Annotated in this window: 17 protein-coding genes; 14 read left to right on the top strand and 3 right to left on the bottom strand. The window is 40.6% G+C overall.

What is annotated here, in order from left to right; genetic code table 11:
• Positions 1–105 precede the first annotated feature (105 nt).
• A complete protein-coding gene (locus tag ACYSNQ_RS05740; RefSeq protein WP_426081897.1) occupies positions 106–1257 on the bottom strand; it encodes an ROK family protein in 1152 nt (383 codons plus the stop codon).
• Positions 1258–1397: 140 nt separating this feature from the next.
• On the opposite strand from ACYSNQ_RS05740, the gene xylA reads away from it, so the two are divergent.
• The 14 genes from xylA to ACYSNQ_RS05670 all read left to right on the top strand — a co-directional run bounded on the left by xylA (position 1398) and on the right by ACYSNQ_RS05670 (position 20329).
• Entirely contained in the window at positions 1398–2705 is a 1308-nt protein-coding gene (gene xylA / locus ACYSNQ_RS05735; RefSeq protein ID WP_426081896.1) for a xylose isomerase, read from the top strand.
• 19 nt (positions 2706–2724) lie between these two features.
• Complete coding sequence (locus ACYSNQ_RS05730) at positions 2725–4005, top strand: ABC transporter substrate-binding protein (RefSeq protein WP_426081895.1); 1281 nt, start codon at positions 2725–2727, stop codon at positions 4003–4005.
• A gap of 163 nt (positions 4006–4168) precedes the next feature.
• Positions 4169–5032, top strand: a complete 864-nt coding sequence (locus ACYSNQ_RS05725) for a carbohydrate ABC transporter permease (RefSeq protein ID WP_426081894.1) — start codon at positions 4169–4171, stop codon at positions 5030–5032.
• Positions 5029–5853 carry a carbohydrate ABC transporter permease gene (locus tag ACYSNQ_RS05720; protein ID WP_426081892.1) on the top strand — a complete coding sequence of 275 codons (825 nt, stop codon included), beginning with the start codon at positions 5029–5031 and terminating at the stop codon, positions 5851–5853. The genes ACYSNQ_RS05725 and ACYSNQ_RS05720 overlap by 4 nt, the downstream gene beginning before the upstream one ends.
• A 10-nt stretch (positions 5854–5863) precedes the next feature.
• The gene (gene yicI, locus ACYSNQ_RS05715) at positions 5864–8149 is read left to right on the top strand and encodes an alpha-xylosidase (RefSeq protein WP_426081891.1); all 2286 of its coding nucleotides are present in this window, start codon (positions 5864–5866) and stop codon (positions 8147–8149) included.
• A 23-nt stretch (positions 8150–8172) separates the two neighbouring features.
• Complete coding sequence (locus ACYSNQ_RS05710; RefSeq protein ID WP_426081890.1) at positions 8173–9609, top strand: glycoside hydrolase family 1 protein; 1437 nt, start codon at positions 8173–8175, stop codon at positions 9607–9609.
• A 735-nt stretch (positions 9610–10344) separates the two neighbouring features.
• Entirely contained in the window at positions 10345–10974 is a 630-nt protein-coding gene (locus ACYSNQ_RS05705) for a CDP-archaeol synthase (RefSeq protein WP_426081889.1), read from the top strand.
• 11 nt (positions 10975–10985) lie between these two features.
• On the top strand, positions 10986–13496 hold the full coding sequence (locus tag ACYSNQ_RS05700; RefSeq protein WP_426081887.1) for a PEP/pyruvate-binding domain-containing protein: 2511 nt from the start codon (positions 10986–10988) through the stop codon (positions 13494–13496).
• Between the two features lie 16 nt (positions 13497–13512).
• On the top strand, positions 13513–14139 hold the full coding sequence (locus ACYSNQ_RS05695; protein ID WP_426081886.1) for a CDP-alcohol phosphatidyltransferase family protein: 627 nt from the start codon (positions 13513–13515) through the stop codon (positions 14137–14139).
• Positions 14136–15029 (top strand): phosphatidylserine decarboxylase, encoded by an 894-nt coding sequence (locus ACYSNQ_RS05690; protein WP_426081885.1) that lies wholly within the window; start codon positions 14136–14138, stop codon positions 15027–15029. The genes ACYSNQ_RS05695 and ACYSNQ_RS05690 overlap by 4 nt, the downstream gene beginning before the upstream one ends.
• On the top strand, positions 15019–15924 hold the full coding sequence (locus ACYSNQ_RS05685) for a UbiA prenyltransferase family protein (protein WP_426081884.1): 906 nt from the start codon (positions 15019–15021) through the stop codon (positions 15922–15924). The genes ACYSNQ_RS05690 and ACYSNQ_RS05685 overlap by 11 nt, the downstream gene beginning before the upstream one ends.
• Positions 15921–18503 carry a phosphoenolpyruvate synthase gene (locus ACYSNQ_RS05680; RefSeq protein ID WP_426081883.1) on the top strand — a complete coding sequence of 861 codons (2583 nt, stop codon included), beginning with the start codon at positions 15921–15923 and terminating at the stop codon, positions 18501–18503. The genes ACYSNQ_RS05685 and ACYSNQ_RS05680 overlap by 4 nt, the downstream gene beginning before the upstream one ends.
• Positions 18487–19560: a hypothetical protein gene (locus ACYSNQ_RS05675; protein ID WP_426081882.1), complete on the top strand. Its 1074-nt coding sequence runs from the start codon at positions 18487–18489 to the stop codon at positions 19558–19560. Before ACYSNQ_RS05680 ends, ACYSNQ_RS05675 begins: the two co-directional genes overlap by 17 nt.
• A gap of 142 nt (positions 19561–19702) precedes the next feature.
• A complete protein-coding gene (locus tag ACYSNQ_RS05670) occupies positions 19703–20329 on the top strand; it encodes a hypothetical protein (RefSeq protein ID WP_426081881.1) in 627 nt (208 codons plus the stop codon).
• Positions 20330–20515: 186 nt separating this feature from the next.
• On the opposite strand, the gene ACYSNQ_RS05665 is transcribed toward ACYSNQ_RS05670, so the two are convergent.
• Positions 20516–21625 carry an ABC transporter ATP-binding protein gene (locus ACYSNQ_RS05665; protein WP_426081880.1) on the bottom strand — a complete coding sequence of 370 codons (1110 nt, stop codon included), beginning with the start codon at positions 21623–21625 and terminating at the stop codon, positions 20516–20518.
• 292 nt (positions 21626–21917) lie between these two features.
• A complete protein-coding gene (locus ACYSNQ_RS05660; protein WP_426081879.1) occupies positions 21918–22772 on the bottom strand; it encodes a helix-turn-helix domain-containing protein in 855 nt (284 codons plus the stop codon).
• Positions 22773–22945 lie beyond the last annotated feature (173 nt).

Raw genomic sequence — 22945 nt, 5'->3', positions numbered from 1 at the left:
AAGCATGTCTGAAACATTCGGAAACCACTCTATTTTTCAGACATGTGCTAGTAAAAAAATAGGCGTAGTTGATCAAACTAATTGTCTTTTTGAGGCTAAATCGATTTAAACATGCTTGAGCTTCAATCGCTGGATGTTTAAAAAATTTTGACAGCAGAGTGCGATACCGCCGTACAAAGGAGCTTGACTACCCAAGGTACTATTTTCAACGCGAATATCCTTCGTAAAGCGACTAGTTAAGTGATCTCGAACCTTTGTCAACAAAGATGGAATTTTCCGATAGATTGAGCTGTTAATGATAACAACCTCAGGGTCATAGAGTGCTACAGTATTGTTAATACCGACTGCCAGCCAAAACGCATTTTGTTCCAGCCTGGTTTGGATTTCTGAGTCGTCTATTAAAGACTGAACCACTGCACTGTCTACATAATCCAGCTGTTTTTTTTCAGCAATTTGTTCATAAAGTACCGTATTGGAAGCATACTGCTCCAGACAGCCGTTGTTACCGCACGGGCAGGCTTTTCCATCTGGAAAGAGTATAGAGTGTCCGATTTCTCCAGCTGTACCATGATGCCCTTTTTGAACGAGCCCGGAGTTCACGACACCACCGCCGACTCCGCTGTGAATGCTTAAGCTTACCAGACTCTCAGAACTATCAGAAAATGCATATTCTCCAAGCGCTGCTAAGTTTGCTTCGTTTTCGATGAAAATTGGAAAATCAAAGCTTTTGGAAAGCTGTTTGTGTAAATCAATTGTATCCAAATCGTAGTAAGGAGTGAAAATGACTTGATGATTATGAACCACCCCATGAATCCCTATGGTCATCCCAATAATTGTTGAGCAGACCTCAGGATTTTCTTTTTGAATAGCAGTAATGGTCTCTTTTAAAAGAGCAATGACTGTTTTTGCTGAAACGTTCAATCGTTTTTTTTCAATAAACGTAATTTCTTCACCGTTTAAATAAGCAAGTGTTCCTTTTAAATAATCAATTCCGATATCAAAAGAAAGAGCTGCCGCTACTTTGGGGTTAAACTGCAGCATAATCGGTTTTCGTCCTCCTTGAGTACCAGCAGAGCCGATACCTGTCTCGAAAATTAAACCATCATCCAAAAGTCCTTTGGTGATAGATGAGACAGAAGCTTTATTTAATCCGGTTAAAGAAGACAGCTCAGCACGGGAAATATTTTTATGATCGATTATTCCTTTTAAAATCAAAGATTCATTTTGTTCGCGTATCTTATATTTGTTAGATATCATATGGGTTCACCTCGTTTAGTTAATATTAAAATTTTTGAAAGCGCTTGACAACTTATTTTCAATGATTTAATATTCTTTATGTAAGTTAGTTTAACTTGCTAACTAACTAAAATCAAGCTATTTTTAGGAGGAATCTGTTAATGAGTTACTTTCCACAGGTAGACAAAGTAGGTTACGAAGGACCAACAACAGAAAATATGTTTGCTTTCCGTCACTATAATCCAGAGGAAAAGGTATTAGGCAAAACGATGAAAGAACAGCTGCGCTTTGCGATTGCCTACTGGCATACGATGACTCAAGATGGCTCTGACCCATTCGGAAAACCAGTCAATCAACGGGATTGGACGGCTGAAACAGCAATGGAGACGGCTAAAAACAGAGTAGCAGCATTTTTTGAACTTTTGACTAAATTGGATGTGGAGTATTTCTGTTTTCACGATGTGGATATTGCGCCGGAGGGCGACTCATTAGAAGAGTTCTTCCGCAATATAGATGAAATTACTGATTTGATTAAGGAAAAGATGGATCAGACAGGGATTAAGTTGTTGTGGAATACCGCAAATATGTTTTCTCATCCTCGCTTTGTCAACGGGGCGGCTTCATCTAATAATGCTGAAGTCTTTGCCTATTCAGCAGCTCAGGTGAAAAAAGGATTGGATATTAGCAAAAAGCTAGGTGGCGAGAATTATGTCTTTTGGGGTGGTCGTGAGGGATATGAATCTTTGTTAAATACAAATATGAAGTTTGAACAGGATAATATTGCCCGCTTATTTAAAATGGCTGTTTCTTATGCAGAAAAAATTGGTCATAAGGTTCAATTTCTGATTGAGCCAAAGCCAAAAGAACCAACAAAACATCAATATGATTTTGATGCTGCAACAACGATGGCATTCATTCAAAAGTATGATTTAGAAAATGATTTTAAACTAAATTTAGAAGCCAATCATGCGACTTTGGCAGGTCACACCTTTGAGCATGAGCTGACTGTTGCCCGTTGTTATGATGCTCTAGGATCTATTGATGCCAATCAGGGAGATATGCTTTTAGGCTGGGATACAGATGAGTTTCCAACAAATATTTATGATACTACGCTTGCGATGTATGAAATTTTGGAAAATGGGGGAATAGCGCCAGGGGGAATTAACTTTGATTCAAAAGTTCGCCGCTCGTCTTTTGCGATGGAGGATTTGCTTCTAGCTCATATTGCTGGTATGGATACATTTGCTCGCGGGTTGAAAGCCGCTGCAAAATTAAAAGAAGACCGTTTCTTCGATAAATTGAAAGAGGAACGTTATGCGTCTTATACAGAAGGAGTAGGCGCAAGGATTGTTGCTGACAACGAAGATTTGGAAACCCTTACTTCCTATGCTCTGGAACATGATGAGATTGAAATGCTGTCCAGTCATTTGGAGTATGTTAAGTCCCGTTTCAATGATTATCTAGTATAACAAAGAGGAGAGAGACGAAATGAAACGAAGAAAGATTTTTTCTACTATTGTGTTAGCTGCTGCGGGTTTGCTATTAGGTGCTTGTGGGAATGGCGGATCTAGTTCCAGCGGAGATACAACGACCATTGATGTCTTCAATATTAAAGTGGAGACAAAGGATCAGTTAGACGAGCTGGCAAAGAAATATGAAGAAAGTCATGAAGGAGTAAAAATCAATGTTACGACTGTAGGCGGCGGACAAGATGCGAATGCAGCCTTACAATCTAAATTTTCTTCCGGTGATGAGCCAAGTGTTTTCCTTCTAGGCGGTTTAGCAGATGTTGATAAATGGGGAGATAGTCTAGCCGATTTAACAGATACGAAGCTGGCGGATACAGCTATTGAAGGAACTTTGGATGGTGCGACAAGAGATGGGAAAGTATATGGTCTGCCGATGAATATCGAGGGCTATGGCTTTCTAATCAACAAGGAGCTATTTAAAAAAGCCGGCGTTGATGTGGATGCAATCAAATCATACAGTGATTTTGAAGCGGCAGTGAAAAAGCTTGACAGCAAAAAAGACGATTTAGATATGAAAGCTGTTTTTGGATTTAGTGCAAAAGAATTCTGGGTGGTCAGTCAATACAGTTCTCATTTTACAGCACCTGAGTTTGACGATGATGTACAAAAGGTGTATGAAGCGAAAGCAATTGATTTTTCATACAGTGATCAGTTCAAACAATATACAGATTTAATTAACAAATATAATGTTCAGCCCATTTTATCTTTAGATTACAGCACATCGGTAGAAGAAGATTTTGCCAACGACCAAGTCGCTATCGTTCATCAGGGAAATTGGATTATTCCTACCTTAAACAGTTTAGACCCAGAAATTGTAGAAAATAAATTGGGAATTTTACCGCTTTATGTGAAGGATGAGTCAGATGGAAAGATAGCTGCAGGAGCGCCTTGGTATTGGGGCGTAAATAAAAATAAAGATGAAAAGGTTGTAGAAGCAAGTAAAGAATTTTTGGAGTGGATGTATACAGATGAAGCGGCGATGAAAGTCATTACCGATGAAATGGAATTTATTCCTGCTTATACTAACTTCTCTTCAGACAGTTTGAAGGATGCAACATCTCGGGATATTTTCAACTATGTATCTGAGGGTAAAACGGTTCCGTGGGTTCACAATCAATACCCAGATGGTTACTCTCAAACTCAGTTTTATCCAGAATTTCAGAAATATCTAAATGGCGATCTCTCATGGGATGATTTGATGACCAAAGGCAAGGAAGCCTGGGCAGAGGATCGTAAATAATAAAAGCGATTGCTTAGCTAGAGAATAAGAGAAAAGAACTGATTTTTCGGTAAAATTGTTTGCCTAGTATTTTAAGTAAACTGGGCTGTTGTGAAAGAACATTGTTTTTTACAGCTCAGCTTACTAAAAATAATTGATAGGCATCGGGAGGAGGATTTGCATAATGAGTAATCGATCAAAAAGCTTCTGGCTATTTCTAGCGCCTAGTCTGTTGGGGATAGCTGTAGTGTTGTTTATACCGCTATTAACAGGTGTTTACTATTCAATGACTGATTGGAATGGCATAAAAATTGACCAATTTTTAGGCATCGAGAACTATATAAGGGCATTTCAGGACGAACGTTTTCTAAATAGCATTTGGTTTACAACCAAATTTTCTGTAGTTGCGATTGTTCTTGTAAATATTATTGGACTGGGACTGGCACTACTGGTGACTCAAAAAGCAGATAAGCTGAATAATGTTTTCCGTACAGTGTTTTTTATGCCGAATCTAATCGGTGGGATTATACTAGGTTTTATTTGGCAATTCATTTTTATTAAAGCGTTTGCGGCAATTGGAGATGCAACAGGGATAGAGTTTTTTAAAGGCTGGCTCTCCACGACTAATACAGGCTTTTGGGGTTTAGTTATCCTCTTTGTCTGGCAAATGAGCGGCTACATTATGATTATCTACATTTCATTTATTAATAACATTCCAGATGAAATGATTGAAGCGGCGGAAATTGACGGCGCTACATCGTGGCAAACTTTCTGGAAGATTAAGTTTCCGATGCTTGCCCCGGCATTTACCGTTAGCTTATTTCTGACACTATCCAATGCATTTAAAATTTACGATCAGAATCTAGCATTGACCGCGGGAGGACCGTTTGATTCTACACAGATGGTAGCAATGAATATTGTCAACGAAGCATTTGCAGTTCGAAATATGGGGTATGCACAAGCAAAGGCTGTGATATTCCTGATTATTATTACTATAATCTCTATTGTTCAAATCAGTATCACTAGAAAACGGGAGGTAGACCTATGATCAAACAGAAAAAGAGAAAAGCATTGTTGATTAAGATTCTAGGGATCTGTTTGATGCTTGCCTGGCTGTACCCTTTTTATCTGATTGTAGTGAACTCATTTAAGACAAAATCTGAGATATTCAAAAACACTTTGAATGTTCCGGAACAGTTTACAACAGAAAACTATCCAATTGCTTTTGAGAAGCTGGATTTCTTTCAAAGTGCGCTTAATTCAGTAATAATTACAGCAGTGTCGCTTTTTGTAATTGTCATTTGTACGTCAATGGCAGCCTATGCCCTTTCAAGAAATAAAAGTAAGCTTAGCAACGGCTTATATTTTGTGATTGCGATTGGCTTGTTAATCCCATTCCAGGCGATTATGATTCCATTGGTTTCATTTTTTGGAAAAGCCAATATGTTAAATCGGCCAGGACTGGTTATTATGTATCTAGGCTTGGCGAGCAGTATGGCAATCTTTCTTTACTTTGGCGCCCTAAGAGGAATTCCTCAATCATTGGATGAAGCAGCGACTATTGATGGTGCTTCGCGTTTTCAGATTTACTGGCATATTATTCTGCCATTACTGAAACCGACAACTGTAACTGTTATTGTACTGAACTCAATCTGGTTCTGGAATGACTATCTATTGCCGTCTCTAGTTATTAATAAAGAAGGTATGTACACGATTCCACTGAAAATGTTCTATTTCTTTGGTCAATATTCTAAGCAGTGGCATTTGGCGCTGGCAGCCCTATTTATTGCGATTATTCCAATCATTATTCTCTATGTGTTTCTACAAAAATATATTATTAAAGGCATTTCGGACGGTGCCGTAAAATAGGAGGGCAACCATGAAATTTACAAATGGCTATTGGATGACAAAAGAGGGGTATACAATTCAATCACCAAAGGAAATTTTTACCTATCAGGAAAAAGAAAAGCAATTGATTTTGTACGCTCCATATAAAAAAATCGAGCAGCGTGGCGATACTTTGAATATGGGAATGAGCACGATTACGCTCACGAGTCCGCGCGAAGATATGATTTCTGTAAAAATTGTCCATCATGAGCAGAACAATCCAGGTCCGGAATTTACATTAGAGACAGCTGATGTTCAGCCGGTAATTGAAAAAACAGATGGAAAGATTAGCTTTAAATCGGGTTCTATCAAAGCAGAAGCTGTCTTATCAGATAAGTTTCAGTTACGCTTTTTGGGAGAAGAGAGGCTGTTGACTGAGTCGAAATTCGGTGCACAAGGAGAAATCACTTATAAAGACGGCACTCATTATATGAGAGAACAGCTCTCTTTGGGAATTGATGAGCTGATTTATGGTTTAGGTGAGCGCTTTACGCCATTTATTAAAAATGGACAGACCATTGATATTTGGAATGAAGACGGCGGAACAGGCAGCGAACAGGCATATAAGAATATTCCTTTTTATATGAGCAGCAACGGCTACGGAATTTTTGTCAATCATCCTGAGCAGGTTTCTTTTGAAATAGCTTCAGAAAATGTTTCACGGGCGCAGTTCAGTGTAGAAGGGCAAAGCTTGGAATATATAATTATTTACGGACCTACACCAAAAGACATTCTTGAAAAATATACCAGTCTAACTGGGAAGCCATCATTGCCGCCGGCTTGGTCCTTTGGCTTGTGGCTGTCTACATCCTTCACAACAGACTACAGTGAAAAAACTGTCATGTCATTTATTGACGGGATGCTGGAACGCGGGATTCCGCTGGAAGTCTTTCACTTTGACTGTTTTTGGATGAAGGCCTTTGAGTGGTGCAATTTCAAATGGGATGATGAGCTGTTTCCAGATCCAAAGGGGATGATTCAGCGTATTCATGAAAAAGGAATCAAGGTTTGTGTCTGGATTAATCCGTATATCGGACAAAAATCACCACTTTTTGAAGAAGGCAGGAAAAATGGCTACTTTTTGAAGCAAGCAGATGGAAATGTTTGGCAATGGGATATGTGGCAGGCCGGTCAAGGCATCGTAGACTTTACGAATCCAGAAGCGGTGAAGTGGTATCAAGGCTATTTGTCAGAGTTGCTGGAGCTGGGAGTGGACTCCTTTAAGACAGACTTTGGTGAACGAATTCCGACAGATGCCGTCTATTTTGACGGATCGGATCCTAAAAAAGCACATAATTACTATAGCTATCTATATAATGAAGCCGTCTTTTCTTTATTAGAGGAGCAGCGCGGGAAAAATGAAGCCGTCCTTTTTGCTCGTTCTGGAACTGTCGGCTCCCAAAAATTCCCTGTACATTGGGGTGGTGATAACCTTTCAGAATATGTCTCAATGACAGAAACACTGAGAGGCGGGTTGTCGTTCCTGTTGTCTGGCTTTGGTTTTTGGAGTCATGATATTGGCGGATTTGAAGAAAATGCTTCAGCGGATATTTACAAACGATGGACACAGTTTGGACTTTTATCTACTCATAGCCGCTATCATGGCAATATTCAATACAGAGTTCCTTGGCTGTACGATGAAGAAGCAGTTGAGGTCACTAGAACGTTTACTAAACTAAAATTAAGCTTAATGCCTTATCTCTATCAGCAGGCGGTTTATACTGCTCAAAGCGGCGTGCCGATGATGCGTCCGTTATTCATGGAGTATACACAGGATAGAAATGCTTATTTTGTAGACAAACAATATTTTCTTGGGGATTCACTGCTTGTGGCGCCAGTGTTTACTGAAACAGGTGAAGTGGATTATTACCTGCCGGAAGGACGTTGGACGCAGCTGTTAACGAATGAGCTGTGTGTTGTATCAGAAAATGGTCAGTGGCGAAATGAAACTTATGACTATTTACATTTGCCAGTCTGGGTGAAAGAAGATACAATTTTGGTAACAGGTCGCAAGGATCAGAAGAGTGTTGTTTATGACTATACAGATTCAGTAGCTATCCATTGTTATCAATTATCTGAGGGAACACACAGTCAAGAGCTTGTGGACAGTAGCGGAGCAGCTGCCGGCAGCATTGAAGTAAACAGAGCAGGAGCAGCTGTTGTTGTTCGGACCACAGGCTTATCTGGTAATAATACAGTGTATATCCATGAAGGAGAACGAATCTTACAAGGGGAACTGACGAATACTGAACTGACCTTCGATTTGAATAAAGAGTAAACAACTGACTGGAGGACAAGTAAGTGGAACACAAACAACTCGATCAATTTCCAACAGATTTTTTATGGGGCTCAGCTTCAGCTGCCTATCAGGTAGAAGGCGCATGGGAAGCCGATGGTAAAGGGGTTTCTGTCTGGGATGAATTTGTCCGAATTCCCGGGAAAACATTTAAAGGCACAAATGGAGATGTGGCTGTTGATCATTACAACCGTTATAAAGAAGATGTTGCCTTAATGAAGGAGCAGGGGCTAAAGGCCTACCGCTTTTCAGTAGCATGGACACGGATTTTTCCTGAAGGTCGGGGAGAAGTCAATCAGGCAGGTCTGCAGTTTTATATTGATTTAGTAGATGAGCTGCTGGAAAATGAGATTGAACCTGTATTGACGTTGTATCATTGGGACTTGCCGAAAGCACTGCAGGATGAATATATGGGTTGGGAATCCCGCAAAATTGTAGAGGATTTTACTGCTTACGCTGCTGTTCTATTTGAAGCCTTCAGAGGCAAGGTGAAGTATTGGGTTAGTTTGAATGAACAGAATATTTTTATCACACATGGTTATCTAATGGCAAGTCATCCGCCGGCAGTTCAAGATCCTAAACGGATGTATCAGGCGAACCACTATGCAAATTTGGCAAATGCAGCAGTTATCAGTAAATTCCATGAGCTGAAAATGCCGGGTATGATTGGACCGAGCTTTGCTTATGGTCCAAACTATTCGATAAACAGCGATCCTAAAAATGTGCTGGCTTCAGAGGACGCCGAGGATTTAAATGCTCATCTTTGGCTGGATGTCTATGTGTTTGGTGAATATCCAATTGCTGCTTTGAAATATTTGGCTGAACAGGGCGTAGCACCTGAGATTGAAGCTGGGGATATTGAGCTGCTGAAAGCAGGAAAACCAGATTTTATCGGCATCAATTATTATCAAACGAGTACAGTAGCCTTTAATCCGCTGGATGGTGTAGGTATGGGTAAAATGAACACTACCGGCAAGAAAGGCTCTACAGAAGAATCTGGAACACCTGGCGTGTTTAAGCGGGTAGAAAATCCATTCGTTGAACGAACAAACTGGGATTGGGAAATTGATCCTCAAGGATTGCGTATTGGTTTGAGACGATTAACCAGCCGTTACCGGATGCCAATTCTGATTACTGAGAATGGTTTAGGTGAATATGACCAGCTGACTGAAGATAAGGCTATTCATGATGAATACCGTATCGACTATTTGAAACAGCACGTAAGTGCCATTCAGGAAGCCATCACAGATGGAGCGACCGTTCTTGGTTATTGCACATGGTCTTATACTGATTTGTTGAGCTGGCTGAATGGCTATCAAAAACGCTACGGGTTTGTTTATGTGGATCAGGATGAAACGCAGGACGGCTCATTGACACGTTATAAAAAAGACAGCTACTATTGGTATAAAAAAGTAATTGAAACAAATGGAGAGGAATTATAGTCAGAGAAACAAGGCTATAATAGACTGTAGCTAAAGACTGCCTGTTCCAGGATTAATGAAAAATGGCGGCAAAGAGAAGGCGTGACAGAAGTGTTCTAACTTGAGAAACAGCTAGAAATGGTTCGATTTATTTCCGAGAGCTTTAACGTTTAGTACTTTAGTAAAGTGTTAAGTTCCTACACGCTTATCTAAGGTTCTCACTACGTTGATAACGTCGAAGCACGGACGACTGGAACACCGTTTATTCGATTTTAGGGTTTGGAGACAGTTCGTTGTCCCAAACCCTTTTTTTGTTCCAACTAAAAATGATGAAGACATTTCTCTAGGTTATGGTATCGGGATAGAGTTAGGAATGCGTTCAAGATTTTTATATCTATGGAAAAAGCTGGTTACTGCAAATCATGTACCGCTTATCACCCTTTTTCTTCTCTTGCTGATGATAAGAAAAAACAAGCAGCTCATCTTTTCAACCGAAAAGACGAGCTGCCTGCCGTCATTTACTTAAAAACAGACCCTCCGCCGAAGCGAAAGGGTCTAGGGGACCCAAAGTTATTAAAGCCAAGATAACACGTAATTACTAACTGAATTGAGTATATATGAAAGCGTTGTCTAGGGGCAATGGTAGAGTGCACAAGAAGAAGCGCTGATTTTCGTCAGTTTGACCAATTTAAAAAATAATAGCTGTTTTCAGCAGTAATCACAGATTTCCGGACATTTGGTGGAGTACTCTAAGATATGATAAAATTGAGCCATCACAAAAAAAAGGAGAAAAACATGGTTGTTGTTTTACAAATGTATATAACCCTGATGCCGGTTATTCTTGCCGGCATTTTAAATATGGTCTGGTGCAAAAGCAGCATTCTTAAAAACGCTGCTGTACCAATCGATCAGGGCAAAGTATTAAAGGATGGGCAGCGGTTGTTCGGAGAGAATAAAACCTGGAAAGGCTTTGGCGGTTATCTGCTTTGGGGAAGTGTCAGTGGTCTTGTCTGGGGTTGGTTTAATCAGCTGCTTCCCTATTTAGAAGCCCATAATTATTTATATACGTATCATGCAAATCAAGTACCGTATAATCTGTTAATGGGTCTGGCTTTTGGCGCAGCCTATGCAATCTGTGAGCTGCCCAACAGCTTTTTAAAGAGAAGAGCAGGAATTCGTCCTGGTAAACCGGCAAAAGGGCAAGTTCAGTTGTTGTTCTTTCTATTAGACCAAATAGATTCCCTGTTAGGCTGTGTTTGGGTGTTAACCCTTGTGTATCCGATGAGCGCAGCTTTTTATAGCTTGTTTGTCATTTTGGGCGGATTCACACACATAGGAATCAATGTGATTCTTTACAAATTACATCTAAGAAAGAATATTTTTTGAGGGCGACCGATATGATAAAAAAGATAGAGCAAAACGTAGACAAGAAAAAGGCTGGCGCCAAAGGGGCGATGCTGAGCCAGTTGACCCGACAGGGATTTTCTGTTCCTAAAGGTATCATTGTGGAGCAGTCAGTATACGAGAAAACAATAAAAGAAAACGGGATTGATCAACAGCTTCGACAGCAGCTTGAGCAGTTGTCTGCTGCCAACATCGAAGAGATTAGTAGGACTATTCAGCAGCAGCTTCAATTGATTCATTTTTCCACGTCATTCATCGATGAGTTAGAGCAATTTCTTGATGAGCAAACAGCTTATGCTGTAAGAAGCAGCGGGATTAAAGAGGACTTGGAAGCAGCCAGCTTTGCAGGACAATATGAAAGCTTTCTTGAAATCCAAGGTGTTGAGGCTGTCTTAGCAAGCATCAAGGCGTGTTACCAGTCGATGTTCAGTGTGGAAAATCTCAGCTACCTGCTGAATCGGGAAATGGCAGCTTCTGAGCTGTCGATGGCTGTGATTATTCAGGAATATATCGCTGCTGACTACAGTGGCGTTGCTTTCACCCTTGATCCGGTAACTGGAAATGATCAAACATTGGTGTTGGAGATTGCTGCTGGCAGAGGAGACCAGCTGGTGGGGGGCTTTGTCACCGCAACTGCTTATCGGTATGACTGGAAGATGAAGGAGTGGCTGACTGGTCCGGAAGAACCAACGGAACGTATGCAGTTGGAGGCGTGTATCACCCGTTTTCTAGCTGTTCAGCGCTGGCTTGGCTACCCTTGCGACATTGAATTCGCACTTAAAGACGGACAGCTGCATTTTTTACAGGTTCGACCGATTACTTCGTATTCCTTTGAAGGAATTCATGGACAGTGGACAACCGCCAATTTTCAGGACGGCGGTGTTTCTTCTGAGGTTTGCACCCCCTTTATGTGGAGTCTATATCATTCTGTCTGGGATTTGGCGCTGGGAGATTTTTTAGTTACAGGTAAAATATTTAAGCAGGAAGAATTTTCGAATCTGCTGCGGTTTAGCTATGGACGCCCTTATTGGAATGTAGGAGTAGTCAAACAGGCGATGGCAAAATTTCCCGGGTATGTTGAAAAGGATTTCGACAATGAGTTGGGGATAAAAATAAGTTATTCAGGAGCGGGTCAGAAGACTGGTTTACAGCTGGGGTTGCTGTGGCCGATTATCCGTATGGCTATTGCTCAAAAAGGAAAAGTTAGCCGTTGTCTAAAAGAGGCCCCAAAAAAACGGAAGCAGCTGTTGGAGGCTTACAATGACTTTCGGGAAAAGCTGGAAATACAAGACGAGGCTGAGCTGTTCAATACGTGGAAAAAATTAGTAGAAGAAACCTATATATTTAGCGAAGTCACTTATTTTCAGCAGGTGTACTTAAACACTGTACAGCAGACGCTATTCAAGGATCAGATGCTGAAATATTTAAACTATCAGGAATACTTGCTGCTGCTTGGGGGGCTTTCAGAAATTTCCCACACACTTCCTTATCAGAGCATGTGGACAATCAGCAGAGAAATACTGGCAGATGCTGCGATTCTGGAATACTGGCAGCAGGAATCGGCTGAAGAAATCGCTGCCGATTTGCAGAAGGATGGCGATTTTCCGGGAAAAAATCGAGTAACAGAATATTTGTTGACCTTTGGCTATCATTCAGAGCGGGAATTGAATATTGCCTATCCCTCCTATGAGGAGCAGCCGCTGCCTGTCGTTCAGCAGATTCAAAACCTGTTGCAGCTGGATGAAGCTTTTTCGCCAAAGACAACGAATCAGCAGCAATATCAAGCGTATCTGTCAATAAAAGAAAAACTGACTCAAAAAGTATCTGCAGGAAAAATGAAAAGGCTGACCAAAAAAATAACACAAATTCGGACACTGTTGTGGTGGCGGGAAGAGTTCAAGGATTTTTCTACTCGTTATTATGCATTGATTCGCCAATACACACTGAAGCTGGCAGAAAGCTTGACGGTTAAAGGAATACTTCAACAGCCGGAGGATATTTGGTATTTAAGGACAGAAGAAATCATTCGCTTTCTTGATGGAAAGATTAGCGAAGAAGAGCTGCAGGACTATCTGGAAATAGGTCGCTCGTACTATCTTTCTTTTCGACAGTTTCAGCCAGCAGGAGACATCGGTTCCGTTTATCAGAAAGAAGCTCATGAAGAGAAACAGCTGGATAGAGATGGACTTGCAGGAGTGGGCTGTAATCAGGGAATCGTCACTGGCAGGGCTCGTGTCATCAAAGATACTGCATCTATGAATCAGCTGCAGATTGGCGAGATTTTGGTTACCCGGTTTACAGATACAGGCTGGACCAGTAAATTTGCTATTCTGAAAGGAATTGTGACAGAAACAGGCGGTGTCCTGTGCCATGCAGCAATTTGTGCTCGTGAATATGGCGTACCCTGTATCGTATGTGCCAAAGAAGCAACGCAAAAAATAGAAACAGGTATGCTTCTGGAAATCAATGGAGGAACAGGAGAAATTCGCATACTTGATAATTAAAAAGGAGTATCACACAATGTTGATTGGAAGTTATAATAAGACGGTGTTAATTACTTATATTGGAATTATTTTATCTATCGTTGGTATGGTTCAGGCAATCAAGGGAGCGATTCAGTATAGTTTGATTTGCCTGATTGCTGCGGGAATCTGTGATTTGTTTGACGGGCGCTTTGCAGCAATCTTTAAAAGAAATGAGTATGAAAAAAGCTTTGGTGTTGAAATTGATTCGTTGGGGGATATGATTAATTTTGCGGCCTTTCCTATCGTTTTATTTTATATGGCAGGGCTGAATGCTTGGTGGCATATTCCTCTTTTTGGTTTCTATTCATTAGCAGCAATTACCCGGCTGGCGCATTTTAACGTAATGGCAAAGACTGCCTCTGAGACTGAAAGACCTAGCTTCTTTCAAGGACTGCCTGTTACGTACAGTGCACTAATTTTTCCACTTGTTTGGTTAATCAGCAGTTGGCTTATGCCTGATTTGCGAGATATGCTGTGTTCTCTGGCGTTCTTGTGTGTTGGTGTTCTATTTGTCTTGGACGTAAAAATTCCAAAGCCGCGAGGAGCAGCGTATATATTTTTTGCTGTGTTGGCGGTGCTTGTTTCGTATTTTATTCTAACCTTTAGAGGCGCTGTATCATGAATGCTGGCGATAAAATCCAAATTTATGACCGACAGCATAAACAGCTTCGTGAGGAAAGACAATATCAGGCGGGGCTGCTAAAGTTTTTATACGGGACACTTTCCGGTCGAATTTTGCTAAAGCTGTTTATCTCAACACCGTTGTTCTCAAGATTCTATGCGTTTTCGGTAAAAAGCCGTCGTTCAAAAAAGAAAATTCTGCCATTTATTGAACGCTACCAAATTGATATGAGTGAGTTTCAGGAAGAAGACTATCCAAATTTCGATGCTTTTTTTACACGGCGGATCAAACCGGAAGCTAGAGGCTTCAGCCCACAGCCGGCAGAGCTTTGTGCGCCGGCAGATGCCCGATTAATGGCGTATCCTATTACTGATGATTTGACATTTACAGTAAAAAATAGTCAGTATTCGGTACAGTCGTTGCTGAAAAATGACCAATTGGCTGAAAAATACCGCAAGGGCTGTTGTCTGGTTTTTCGTCTAACAGTAACTGATTATCACCGCTACTGCTATATCGATGAAGGACGGACGAAGGAAAGTCAAAAGGTCAAAGGGCGGCTGCACACAGTTAGTCCCATCTCCTTAGCTGCTCATGAAGTATATGCTGAGAACAGTCGGGTATGGACAGTACTGGCGACAGAGAATTTTGGCGAGGTTGTTCAAGTAGAGGTTGGTGCCCTTTTGGTTGGGCGCATAACGAATCATTCGAAAAAAAACTTTTCCCGCGGGGAAGAAAAAGGTTATTTCAGCTATGGCGGCTCAACAATTATTCTTTTGTTCAAAGAAGGACAGATAACGGTTGATTCGGAGCTATGGCAATGGACACAAAGAGGAGTAGAATGTACCGTAAAATTAGGTGAAAAGATTGGAGTTGGGAAAAATGTTATCTAGATTAAATACGTATTATAAAGAAATGTTCCCGCTGATTCCCAGATTATTTGTCGGGGTTATCATGTTTTTCGAGATTTATTTTTTATTGCTGCTGAACTATGGTGTAAAGGTCGAACAGTTGGCCATTGGCATGGGCGAAATTGTCGGCAGTCTAACAATTTTTATTTTTCTAATGATTTTAAGAATTGCTGATGACTTCAAGGATTATGAAACTGATCAGAGGCTGTTCCCTCATCGGGCGCTGCCGTCGGGAAGGGTATATAAACAGGATTTAATCAAGGTTGCTGTAGTAGTGATTGTTATTGCGGTTGTCAGCAACATCATCTGGATGAACAATCTGCCGTTTTTTGCGTTCTTGTTTATTTACGGCACCCTGATGTCGCTCTGGTTCTTTCAAAAGAGCAAGATTCAGCCAAATTTACTGCTGGCTCTTGTCACTCACAATCCTGTCCAGCTGGTGATGAATGCATACATTATTTCTTTTACCTGCTACAAATATGACTTGCCTTTGGTTTCCTGGACGAGTTTTCTAGTTTTGCTTACTTTATATTTTCCAGCACTTATTTGGGAAATCTCCAGAAAGATTCGTGCGCCAAAGGATGAGACGGAGTATGTCACGTATTCAAGAATCTTTGGCTATAAAAAGGCGACACGTTTTGTACTGATTTTGACAGCAGTAGATGTGGTAACGAATATTCTGCTGACCTATCGCTTAAACCGTTTTGCTGTTTTGTTGATTCTGGGCAACTTATTATGGTTTACTCTTCAATGCCGGAAATTCTCTGCTGATCCGACGCAATTTAAAATTGTGGATAAGGTAGAGCGTTATACGTATATTCTGGAAACGATGATGATACTTGTAGTAATCGGATATCTTCTACTGGGCCGCTTATGAGTATGTTAATTGATTATCAAAACTATCAGGAGCATCAGGTTGGCGGAAAAGCTGCACGTCTTTTTCAGCTCCAGAAGATGGGCTACAGAGTACCCGATTTATGTTGTCTTTCAGCTGAACTGTTTCAAAAGAGCATCACGGAAAAAACATTTGAAAAAATTCGCAGACTGATTGGCTGTATAGATTATGAATCGGCAGCTTCACTACAAGAGACGAGTAGACAGCTTCAGGATATTGTTCGAGAAGCGCTGTCAGAAACTGCTATTCTAGACGACCTACCGAAATTGATTTCTAAACGCTTTCCAGGTGAGTCTCTATTTGCAGTTCGTTCATCCGGCATGATAGAAGATGGAACAGAGGATTCCTTTGCCGGTCAGTTTGCTTCCTTCCTTTCACTTGCTGAACAGGAGATTCCGGAGGCAGTCGTTCAATGTATTGTTTCTCAGTTTCAGCCAAATGTACTCAGCTATATGAGGGAGAGAGCCTATCAGCTGGAAGCAATGATTTTTTCAGTAAACGTCATCATTCAGGTGATGGTGCCGGGAGAATATTCTGGTATTTTGTTTACGGCAAATCCGCAGGGATTGCTGAATGAATCAGTACTCGTTGTAGGAAAAGGGACCGGAAATCTAGTGGTCGAAGATCGTGTGGATACAACTAGCTATTACTATCAAACGACAGATCAGCTGTATTATTATGAACAGCAGGCAGAAGGTCCCCTTCTGGAGGAAGCAGCTGTTCAAGAATTAATTATGCTTGGGCAGGAACTAAAAAAAACAATGGGGCAGGAGCTGGATATAGAATTTACTTGCTCTAATCAACAATTTTATCTGCTGCAGCTTCGTCCGATTACAACATTCGGAAAAGACTTCCCAATAGTATTAGACAACAGCAATATTGTCGAGAGTTATCCGGGAATCACATTGCCGTTAACCTTTTCTTTTATTAAACAGGCTTATTTCGGTGTGTTTCGCGGATTGGCTTTGCGCTGTGTTCCAGACCGGCGTTTTGTGGCTGCCTATGAAAATATCTTTGAAGAAATGTTGGCAAGTGTAAATGGCCGTGTCTATTACAGGCTCAATAATTGGTATACGCTGCTTAGCTTCTTACCTATGTCCCGTAGAATTATTCCGGTATGGGAGGAAATGCTGGGAATTACGGAGGAGGCGCCGTCACAAGGATTGGTGGCTATGCCGCTGCACAAACGGCTGAGAACCTATTTCCAGGTTGTACGTGAAGCAGTAAAAATCCCCAAAGGGATGGCTGCATTGAATTGCTCCTTTATTGAAATTGAAGAATTATTTCAGAACAGATTTCATACAAAGCTAACGAATCAGGAAATTTTTGTACTGTATCAGGAAATCAAGGATCAGGTGCTTGCAGATTGGGATATTACATTGTTGAATGATTTATATGCGTTTGTTTATACAGGTTTGCTTAAGCGTCAGTTGAAAAAGCTGAACAGTGAGAATTATGAACAGCAGACGAACGAGTTTATTTCCGGTATTACAGATTTGGAAAGTATGAAGCCGGTGCTGGCGCTTCTGCATCTTGCTCAAAAGCTTGTGGACAGTGGACAAACCGAAGAGCTATTTTCAATACAAACAGCTGATCAGGCTGAAACTGGTTTGAAAAATCCTCAAACATCAATGTTTCTGGCAGTTAAAGAATACATTCAGCTATATGGCGACCGCTCGCCGGAGGAGCTGAAGCTGGAAACAGGCACATTTAGAGCCAAGCCGCTCAAGCTGTTTCAGGAGCTGCAGAGCTATGCAGCCAATCCTGAAATACTAGAAAAGCTACTGGGAAAACTGACAGAATCGGAAGCAACAGCAGTGCGGCTGTTAGCAGAAAAGAAGACTAGTCAGCGACAGCAAAAAAAGCTGGAACGGCTGAGCAGCAAAGCAATGCTGGGAATAAAAAATCGGGAAATATCCCGTCTGAATCGAAGCCGTTTATACGGCATGGTGCGCAGCTTATTTACAGTTATGGGCCATAACTTGAGTGATACAGGTCTCTTAAAACAGCCGGAAGATATTTTCTATCTGACAATTGAAGAACTTGAAGAAGTAAACAGAGAAGAAGCACCGAAAATTAATTTTCTTGAGCGGATTGAGAAGCGGAAACGGGAGTATCAGCAGTTTAAGCAGCTGCCTGCATATACACGATTAATATACGCTAAACAGGAATTTAATAAGTATCCACAGACGATTAATTCTGTAAGGATTGATGATGGAACAGATGATTTGAGGGGAATCCCCTGTTCGGAGGGGATTATAACTGCTGAGGTTCTTGTTATAGAAAACCCTCATGAGGTTTCAAACAGCGAAGGAAAAATTCTAGTGACGAAGATGACAGATCCTGGCTGGGTTTTCTTATTAGCTAAAGCAGCTGGAGTTATTGCAGAAAAAGGCTCTCTTCTTTCTCATACAGCCATTATTTCAAGAGAATTAAAGATTCCGTCAGTTGTTGGTGTAAAGAACGCAGTCAGTCAGCTGAAAACTGGCGATTTAGTCACCTTGAATGGAAATACTGGGGAGATTCTAGTGGGAGGAAAAGAAAATGTATCAGCTAATTGAGTTTGATTCTGAAGCAGAAAAAATTACTGACTTTCTATCTTTGCCTAAGAAAATCTACACATCAGCTCAGCTGACGCAGGACATGGAGGAAGAACAGGCTTTACTAAGCGGCACACATCTTTTAAGCAGCTATTTCCGGTTGCGGAAGCTTCTGGTTTATGACAAACAAGGAAATGTCTGCGGTCGTTGTGTCTTGACTATCTACCCCAATGACCACACTGGGTACTTAGGTTTTTTTGAAACAATAGAAGATAAGAGCTGCAGCCGGCAGCTATTCGATTGGGCAGCTGAAACAGCTGCAGCAGAAGGCTTAAAAAAGCTTGTCGGACCTGTCGACTGCTCCTTTTGGGTTCGCTACCGGTTAAAAACAAACCACTTTGAACGGGCCCCCTACATCACAGAACCTTATCATCATGCGTATTATCTGGATTACTTTTTGGAGAATCAATTTGAAATTACGGAGAGGTATGTTTCAAATAGCTATCCTGCTATGATGAAAAATCAGCAGCCCAGCTCTTACCTGCGTGCCAATCAACGGCTGATAAAGCAGGGGTATCAGATTGTTTCGCCGAGAAAACAGGAGTGGGAGCAGGTAATTGGCGAGGTCTATCAGCTGCTGATTGAGCTGTATGCTGATTTTCCAGTGTTCAAGGAGATTTCTCAAGAAGATTTTCAGGCCTATTTTGCGAGGTACAAAATCGTTTTAGATTTATCGATGGTAAAAATGGCTTATTATAAAGGACAGCCGGTTGCATTCTTTATCGGTATCCCTGATTATGGTAATTCCTTCTATGGCAGGATGACGCCAGTCAAGCTCTTTCGCTTTCTGCGGACAAAGAAAAAAGCGAAGCGCTATATTCTCTCATATTTGGGCGTGTTAAATAGTCATTTAGGTGTTGGCCTGGGGATTGCTCATGAAATCATGGAAGAGCTCTATCGTCGAGGAGCCGCAAGTGTAGGTGTTTTTATTCAAAGCGGCAAAGTGACTGAACGCTACTGGGGTGAATTTATTGAGGATAAGTCACAGTACGTCCTTTTGGAACGCAAAGTGCAATAGAAGAGCTGAGCACCCTGATGTGATTAGAGCATCTGCATTGAACGTATGAGATAGAAAAATCATTAATTTAATGTTATTTATCTTATCTATTTCCAATAATTTACTGACTTAGAATACATTAAATAGTAGAAAGGCGGTTACTATGTATATAGAAAAATTAGCATCGAATTTGAATCAACAGACCGAAACTCAAAATGTAGAGGTAGCAAAGCTATTAGTGCAGAATCAGGATGATAAGGGAATTTTTGAAATCGTTCAGGGATTGAAGCAGAAAAAGGCCATTGCAAATGATTGTATCAAGGTTTTGTATGAAGTCGGTGAGCAAAATCCATCGTTAATTACAGCCTACGTATCTGAGTTATTAGATTGCTTGGCTAGCAAAAATAATCGTTTGGTTTGGGGAGCTATGACCGCACTTGCTACTATAGCCGAGGAGAAGGCAGAGGCTATCCACCAACAAATTGATAAAGTCCTGTATGCCTATGAAAATGGCAGTGTAATTACTGTTGATAACAGCATATCCGTTTTTGCTAAGCTGTGTAAGGTGAACAAAGAATATGAGAAAGAGCTGTTTCCTTTGCTGCTCACTCATTTATCGACCTGTCGTCCGAAAGAAGTGGCACAGCATAGTGAGAGAGTAGCTCTCTGTATATCTAGCCATAATAAGCATCTATTTATTGACGTTTTAGAAAAAAGGAAGCCGGAGCTTACCACTGCACAAAAAAAGCGAATAGAAAAGCTGCTGAAGAAAATTACTGTTATAAATTAGCACCAGTCTAGAAATGCAGCTGAGAATAGTTTTATACTTCCATGGGTATTGTCATGCTGAAATTTCAATGGTGGATGACATAAAGGCTTTTCTACTAGACGGACGCCAAATTCTTGTAGAATCTATCAATCATAAAAGGGTGTGACACTGTCAAATTGACAAATATCACACCCTTTTTTAATTTTACTATGGTAATTTAATCACTTCTTCTGTTGATTTATCAAAGAAATGACTCTTATTAAGGTTGAATGCCAGATTAATCATTTCACCTGGGGTGTGCAGTTCACGCGCATCAACTTTGGATACAAATTCATGATTACCAACTTTTGTATACAGCATTGTTTCTGCACCTAGAAGCTCGGATACAACGATTTCTGAGCGGACAACAGTTTCAGGAGCAGCCTCCAAAGCAATTGGTTCGCTGTGGATATCTTCCGGACGAATCCCAAAGACAACTTCTTTTCCTTCGTAGCCTTTTTGAACAAGCATTTTATTTTGACCTTCTGGAAGTGTCAAATTAAAGTCTTTACCATCACTGATAACACCATTATTTAGTGTTACGTTGAAGAAGTTCATAGCTGGAGAACCGATAAATCCAGCGACAAAGACATTATTCGGTGTGTCATAAACCTCTTTAGGAGAACCAATTTGCTGTACAAAGCCATCTTTCATAATGACAATTCTATCTGCCATCGTCATCGCTTCGGTTTGGTCATGGGTTACATAGATAGTTGTAGTTTCTAAACGGCGGTGAAGCTTAGCGATTTCTGCACGCATGGCAACACGTAATTTTGCATCTAAGTTTGATAGTGGTTCATCCATCAGGAAGACTTTTGCATCACGAACGATGGCACGTCCCAATGCCACACGCTGACGCTGACCACCAGATAAGGCAGCTGGTTTACGTTTCAAATATTCTGTCAAACCTAAAATGTCTGCAGCATTTTCCACACGCTTTCTGATTTCTTCCTTATCATATTTACGCAGCTTCAAACCAAAAGCCATATTATCAAAAACAGTCATATGGGGATATAAGGCATAGTTCTGGAAAACCATGGCAATGTCACGGTCTTTTGGTGCAACATCATTCATTACCTTATCGCCAATAACCAAGTCGCCTTCAGTAATATCTTCCAGTCCGGCAATCATACGAAGAGTTGTTGATTTTCCACAGCCGGAAGGACCAACAAATACAATAAATTCGCGGTCAGCGATATCTAAATTAAAGTCCGTTACTGAATATTTTTCAGCATTGTCATATTTTTTATGAACGTGTTTTAAAGCGATTTCTACCATTACAGTTCCTCTTTTCTCTTATTTTGATGAGTTCAGTATATATGAAAGCGGTGTCTTGCAACAATGGTATTTTGCCCAAGAAACAATCTGAAATTTCGGCATATTGCCGAAAGCGTTTTTCAGGACAATAGTTTGGCGCAAAAAACGAAGGGAATAAAGGGCTATAAACTACTGGAATATTCCTCATGGACGAAAAATAAAAGAGAGACGGGAACCTACTAAAGTCCAGTCTCTCTCTATTCTAAAACCGAATTAACGGCATTCAGGTCTGCTCTTAACCCTCTGATCTGCGCTAGTCGTTTAGCAGCAGGAAGCAGAGAATTAACTCATCCGTATTTTTTAAATTCATCCCAGTTTGTTCCTGGAATTTCTCCAGACGATATTGAAGGGTGTTACGGTGCATAAACAATTCTTTGGCTGTTGAACTGAGATTCCCCTGATTTGTCCAGAGAGCCTGAATAATCTCCTTCATCTCTTCGTCAATATGCCATTCTTCCTTCATCGATTGAGTCAGAGCACTTTTGGCCAATGCCTCTTTTGTAAAATAGTGAAGGGCAACATCTGAAATTCCAAAAACCTTTTTCCGTTTAACTAGCCGAACCTCTTCTCTAAATATCTCCTGCTCTTCTTCAAAAAGCTTTGGAAATTCTTTTGAGCTCTCGTGAAATTGTCCAATAAATAAACGGCTGAGCGTGCTGAAGTCATCATCTAAGGTAAGAAAAATTCCTTCAAGTTCTTCTTTTGAAAGCGCGTATTTTGTTTGTTTTTCTACTAATATGGCCTGATTAGGCGTTAAAAAGAAAAAGTCTTCAGTGTTAGAAAAAATTCCTTCAACATGTTCCTTCCAGATATCAGCCTGAAATTCCTCAGGAGACTGGATTTGAATTTGAATAATCCGAAAACGTCCGGTTTTGCTGTAATCTTTTTTTTGAAAGAGAAACTGATACCAGAGACTTTCTGTATTTAAATCAATAGATGCTTCAGCTGTTAAAAGCTTCAATAGGGCTTGTTCATTTTCAGTTAGTTTTTCTTTTTCAATCCAAAGAAAACCGTCTTTATCTGGAAAAGAAAGATATTTTTGATTGTCAGCGGGATGTGTGTGCCAGCTGGCGTTTGGATAAATAGCTTGTAACTCTTGTCGTTTCAAGGATTGTACACCTCATTTATCATAAATTTATTCTTATATGAAATGGATACTGTGAACTGCCAGTCATAGCGTATCCACCGTTTCGCTCTTCTTTGTTGAATAATTTCAGTCTATCATATCCATTAAGGGATTGTAAGCATTTGCTAAAGCGGCTGACAAAGAAATACCTAAAG

Source organism: Enterococcus sp. LJL51 (assembly GCF_054871795.1).
The sequence above is the reverse complement of the archived record's forward strand: the minus strand, read 5'-3'. Positions and strand labels throughout refer to the sequence as shown.

Excerpts from the sequence above, each read along its gene's own strand:
- ACYSNQ_RS05705 (WP_426081889.1), top strand. The coding sequence starts at position 10,345 with ATGATAAAATTGAGCCATCACAAAAAAAAGGAGAAAAACATGGTTGTT.
- ACYSNQ_RS05665 (WP_426081880.1), bottom strand. The coding sequence starts at position 21,625 with ATGGTAGAAATCGCTTTAAAACACGTTCATAAAAAATATGACAATGCT.
- ACYSNQ_RS05740 (WP_426081897.1), bottom strand. The coding sequence starts at position 1,257 with ATGATATCTAACAAATATAAGATACGCGAACAAAATGAATCTTTGATT.
- ACYSNQ_RS05725 (WP_426081894.1), top strand. The coding sequence starts at position 4,169 with ATGAGTAATCGATCAAAAAGCTTCTGGCTATTTCTAGCGCCTAGTCTG.
- ACYSNQ_RS05670 (WP_426081881.1), top strand. The coding sequence starts at position 19,703 with ATGTATATAGAAAAATTAGCATCGAATTTGAATCAACAGACCGAAACT.
- ACYSNQ_RS05730 (WP_426081895.1), top strand. The coding sequence starts at position 2,725 with ATGAAACGAAGAAAGATTTTTTCTACTATTGTGTTAGCTGCTGCGGGT.
- ACYSNQ_RS05690 (WP_426081885.1), top strand. The coding sequence starts at position 14,136 with ATGAATGCTGGCGATAAAATCCAAATTTATGACCGACAGCATAAACAG.
- ACYSNQ_RS05720 (WP_426081892.1), top strand. The coding sequence starts at position 5,029 with ATGATCAAACAGAAAAAGAGAAAAGCATTGTTGATTAAGATTCTAGGG.
- ACYSNQ_RS05680 (WP_426081883.1), top strand. The coding sequence starts at position 15,921 with ATGAGTATGTTAATTGATTATCAAAACTATCAGGAGCATCAGGTTGGC.
- ACYSNQ_RS05685 (WP_426081884.1), top strand. The coding sequence starts at position 15,019 with ATGTTATCTAGATTAAATACGTATTATAAAGAAATGTTCCCGCTGATT.
- ACYSNQ_RS05700 (WP_426081887.1), top strand. The coding sequence starts at position 10,986 with ATGATAAAAAAGATAGAGCAAAACGTAGACAAGAAAAAGGCTGGCGCC.
- ACYSNQ_RS05695 (WP_426081886.1), top strand. The coding sequence starts at position 13,513 with ATGTTGATTGGAAGTTATAATAAGACGGTGTTAATTACTTATATTGGA.
- xylA (WP_426081896.1), top strand. The coding sequence starts at position 1,398 with ATGAGTTACTTTCCACAGGTAGACAAAGTAGGTTACGAAGGACCAACA.
- ACYSNQ_RS05675 (WP_426081882.1), top strand. The coding sequence starts at position 18,487 with ATGTATCAGCTAATTGAGTTTGATTCTGAAGCAGAAAAAATTACTGAC.
- yicI (WP_426081891.1), top strand. The coding sequence starts at position 5,864 with ATGAAATTTACAAATGGCTATTGGATGACAAAAGAGGGGTATACAATT.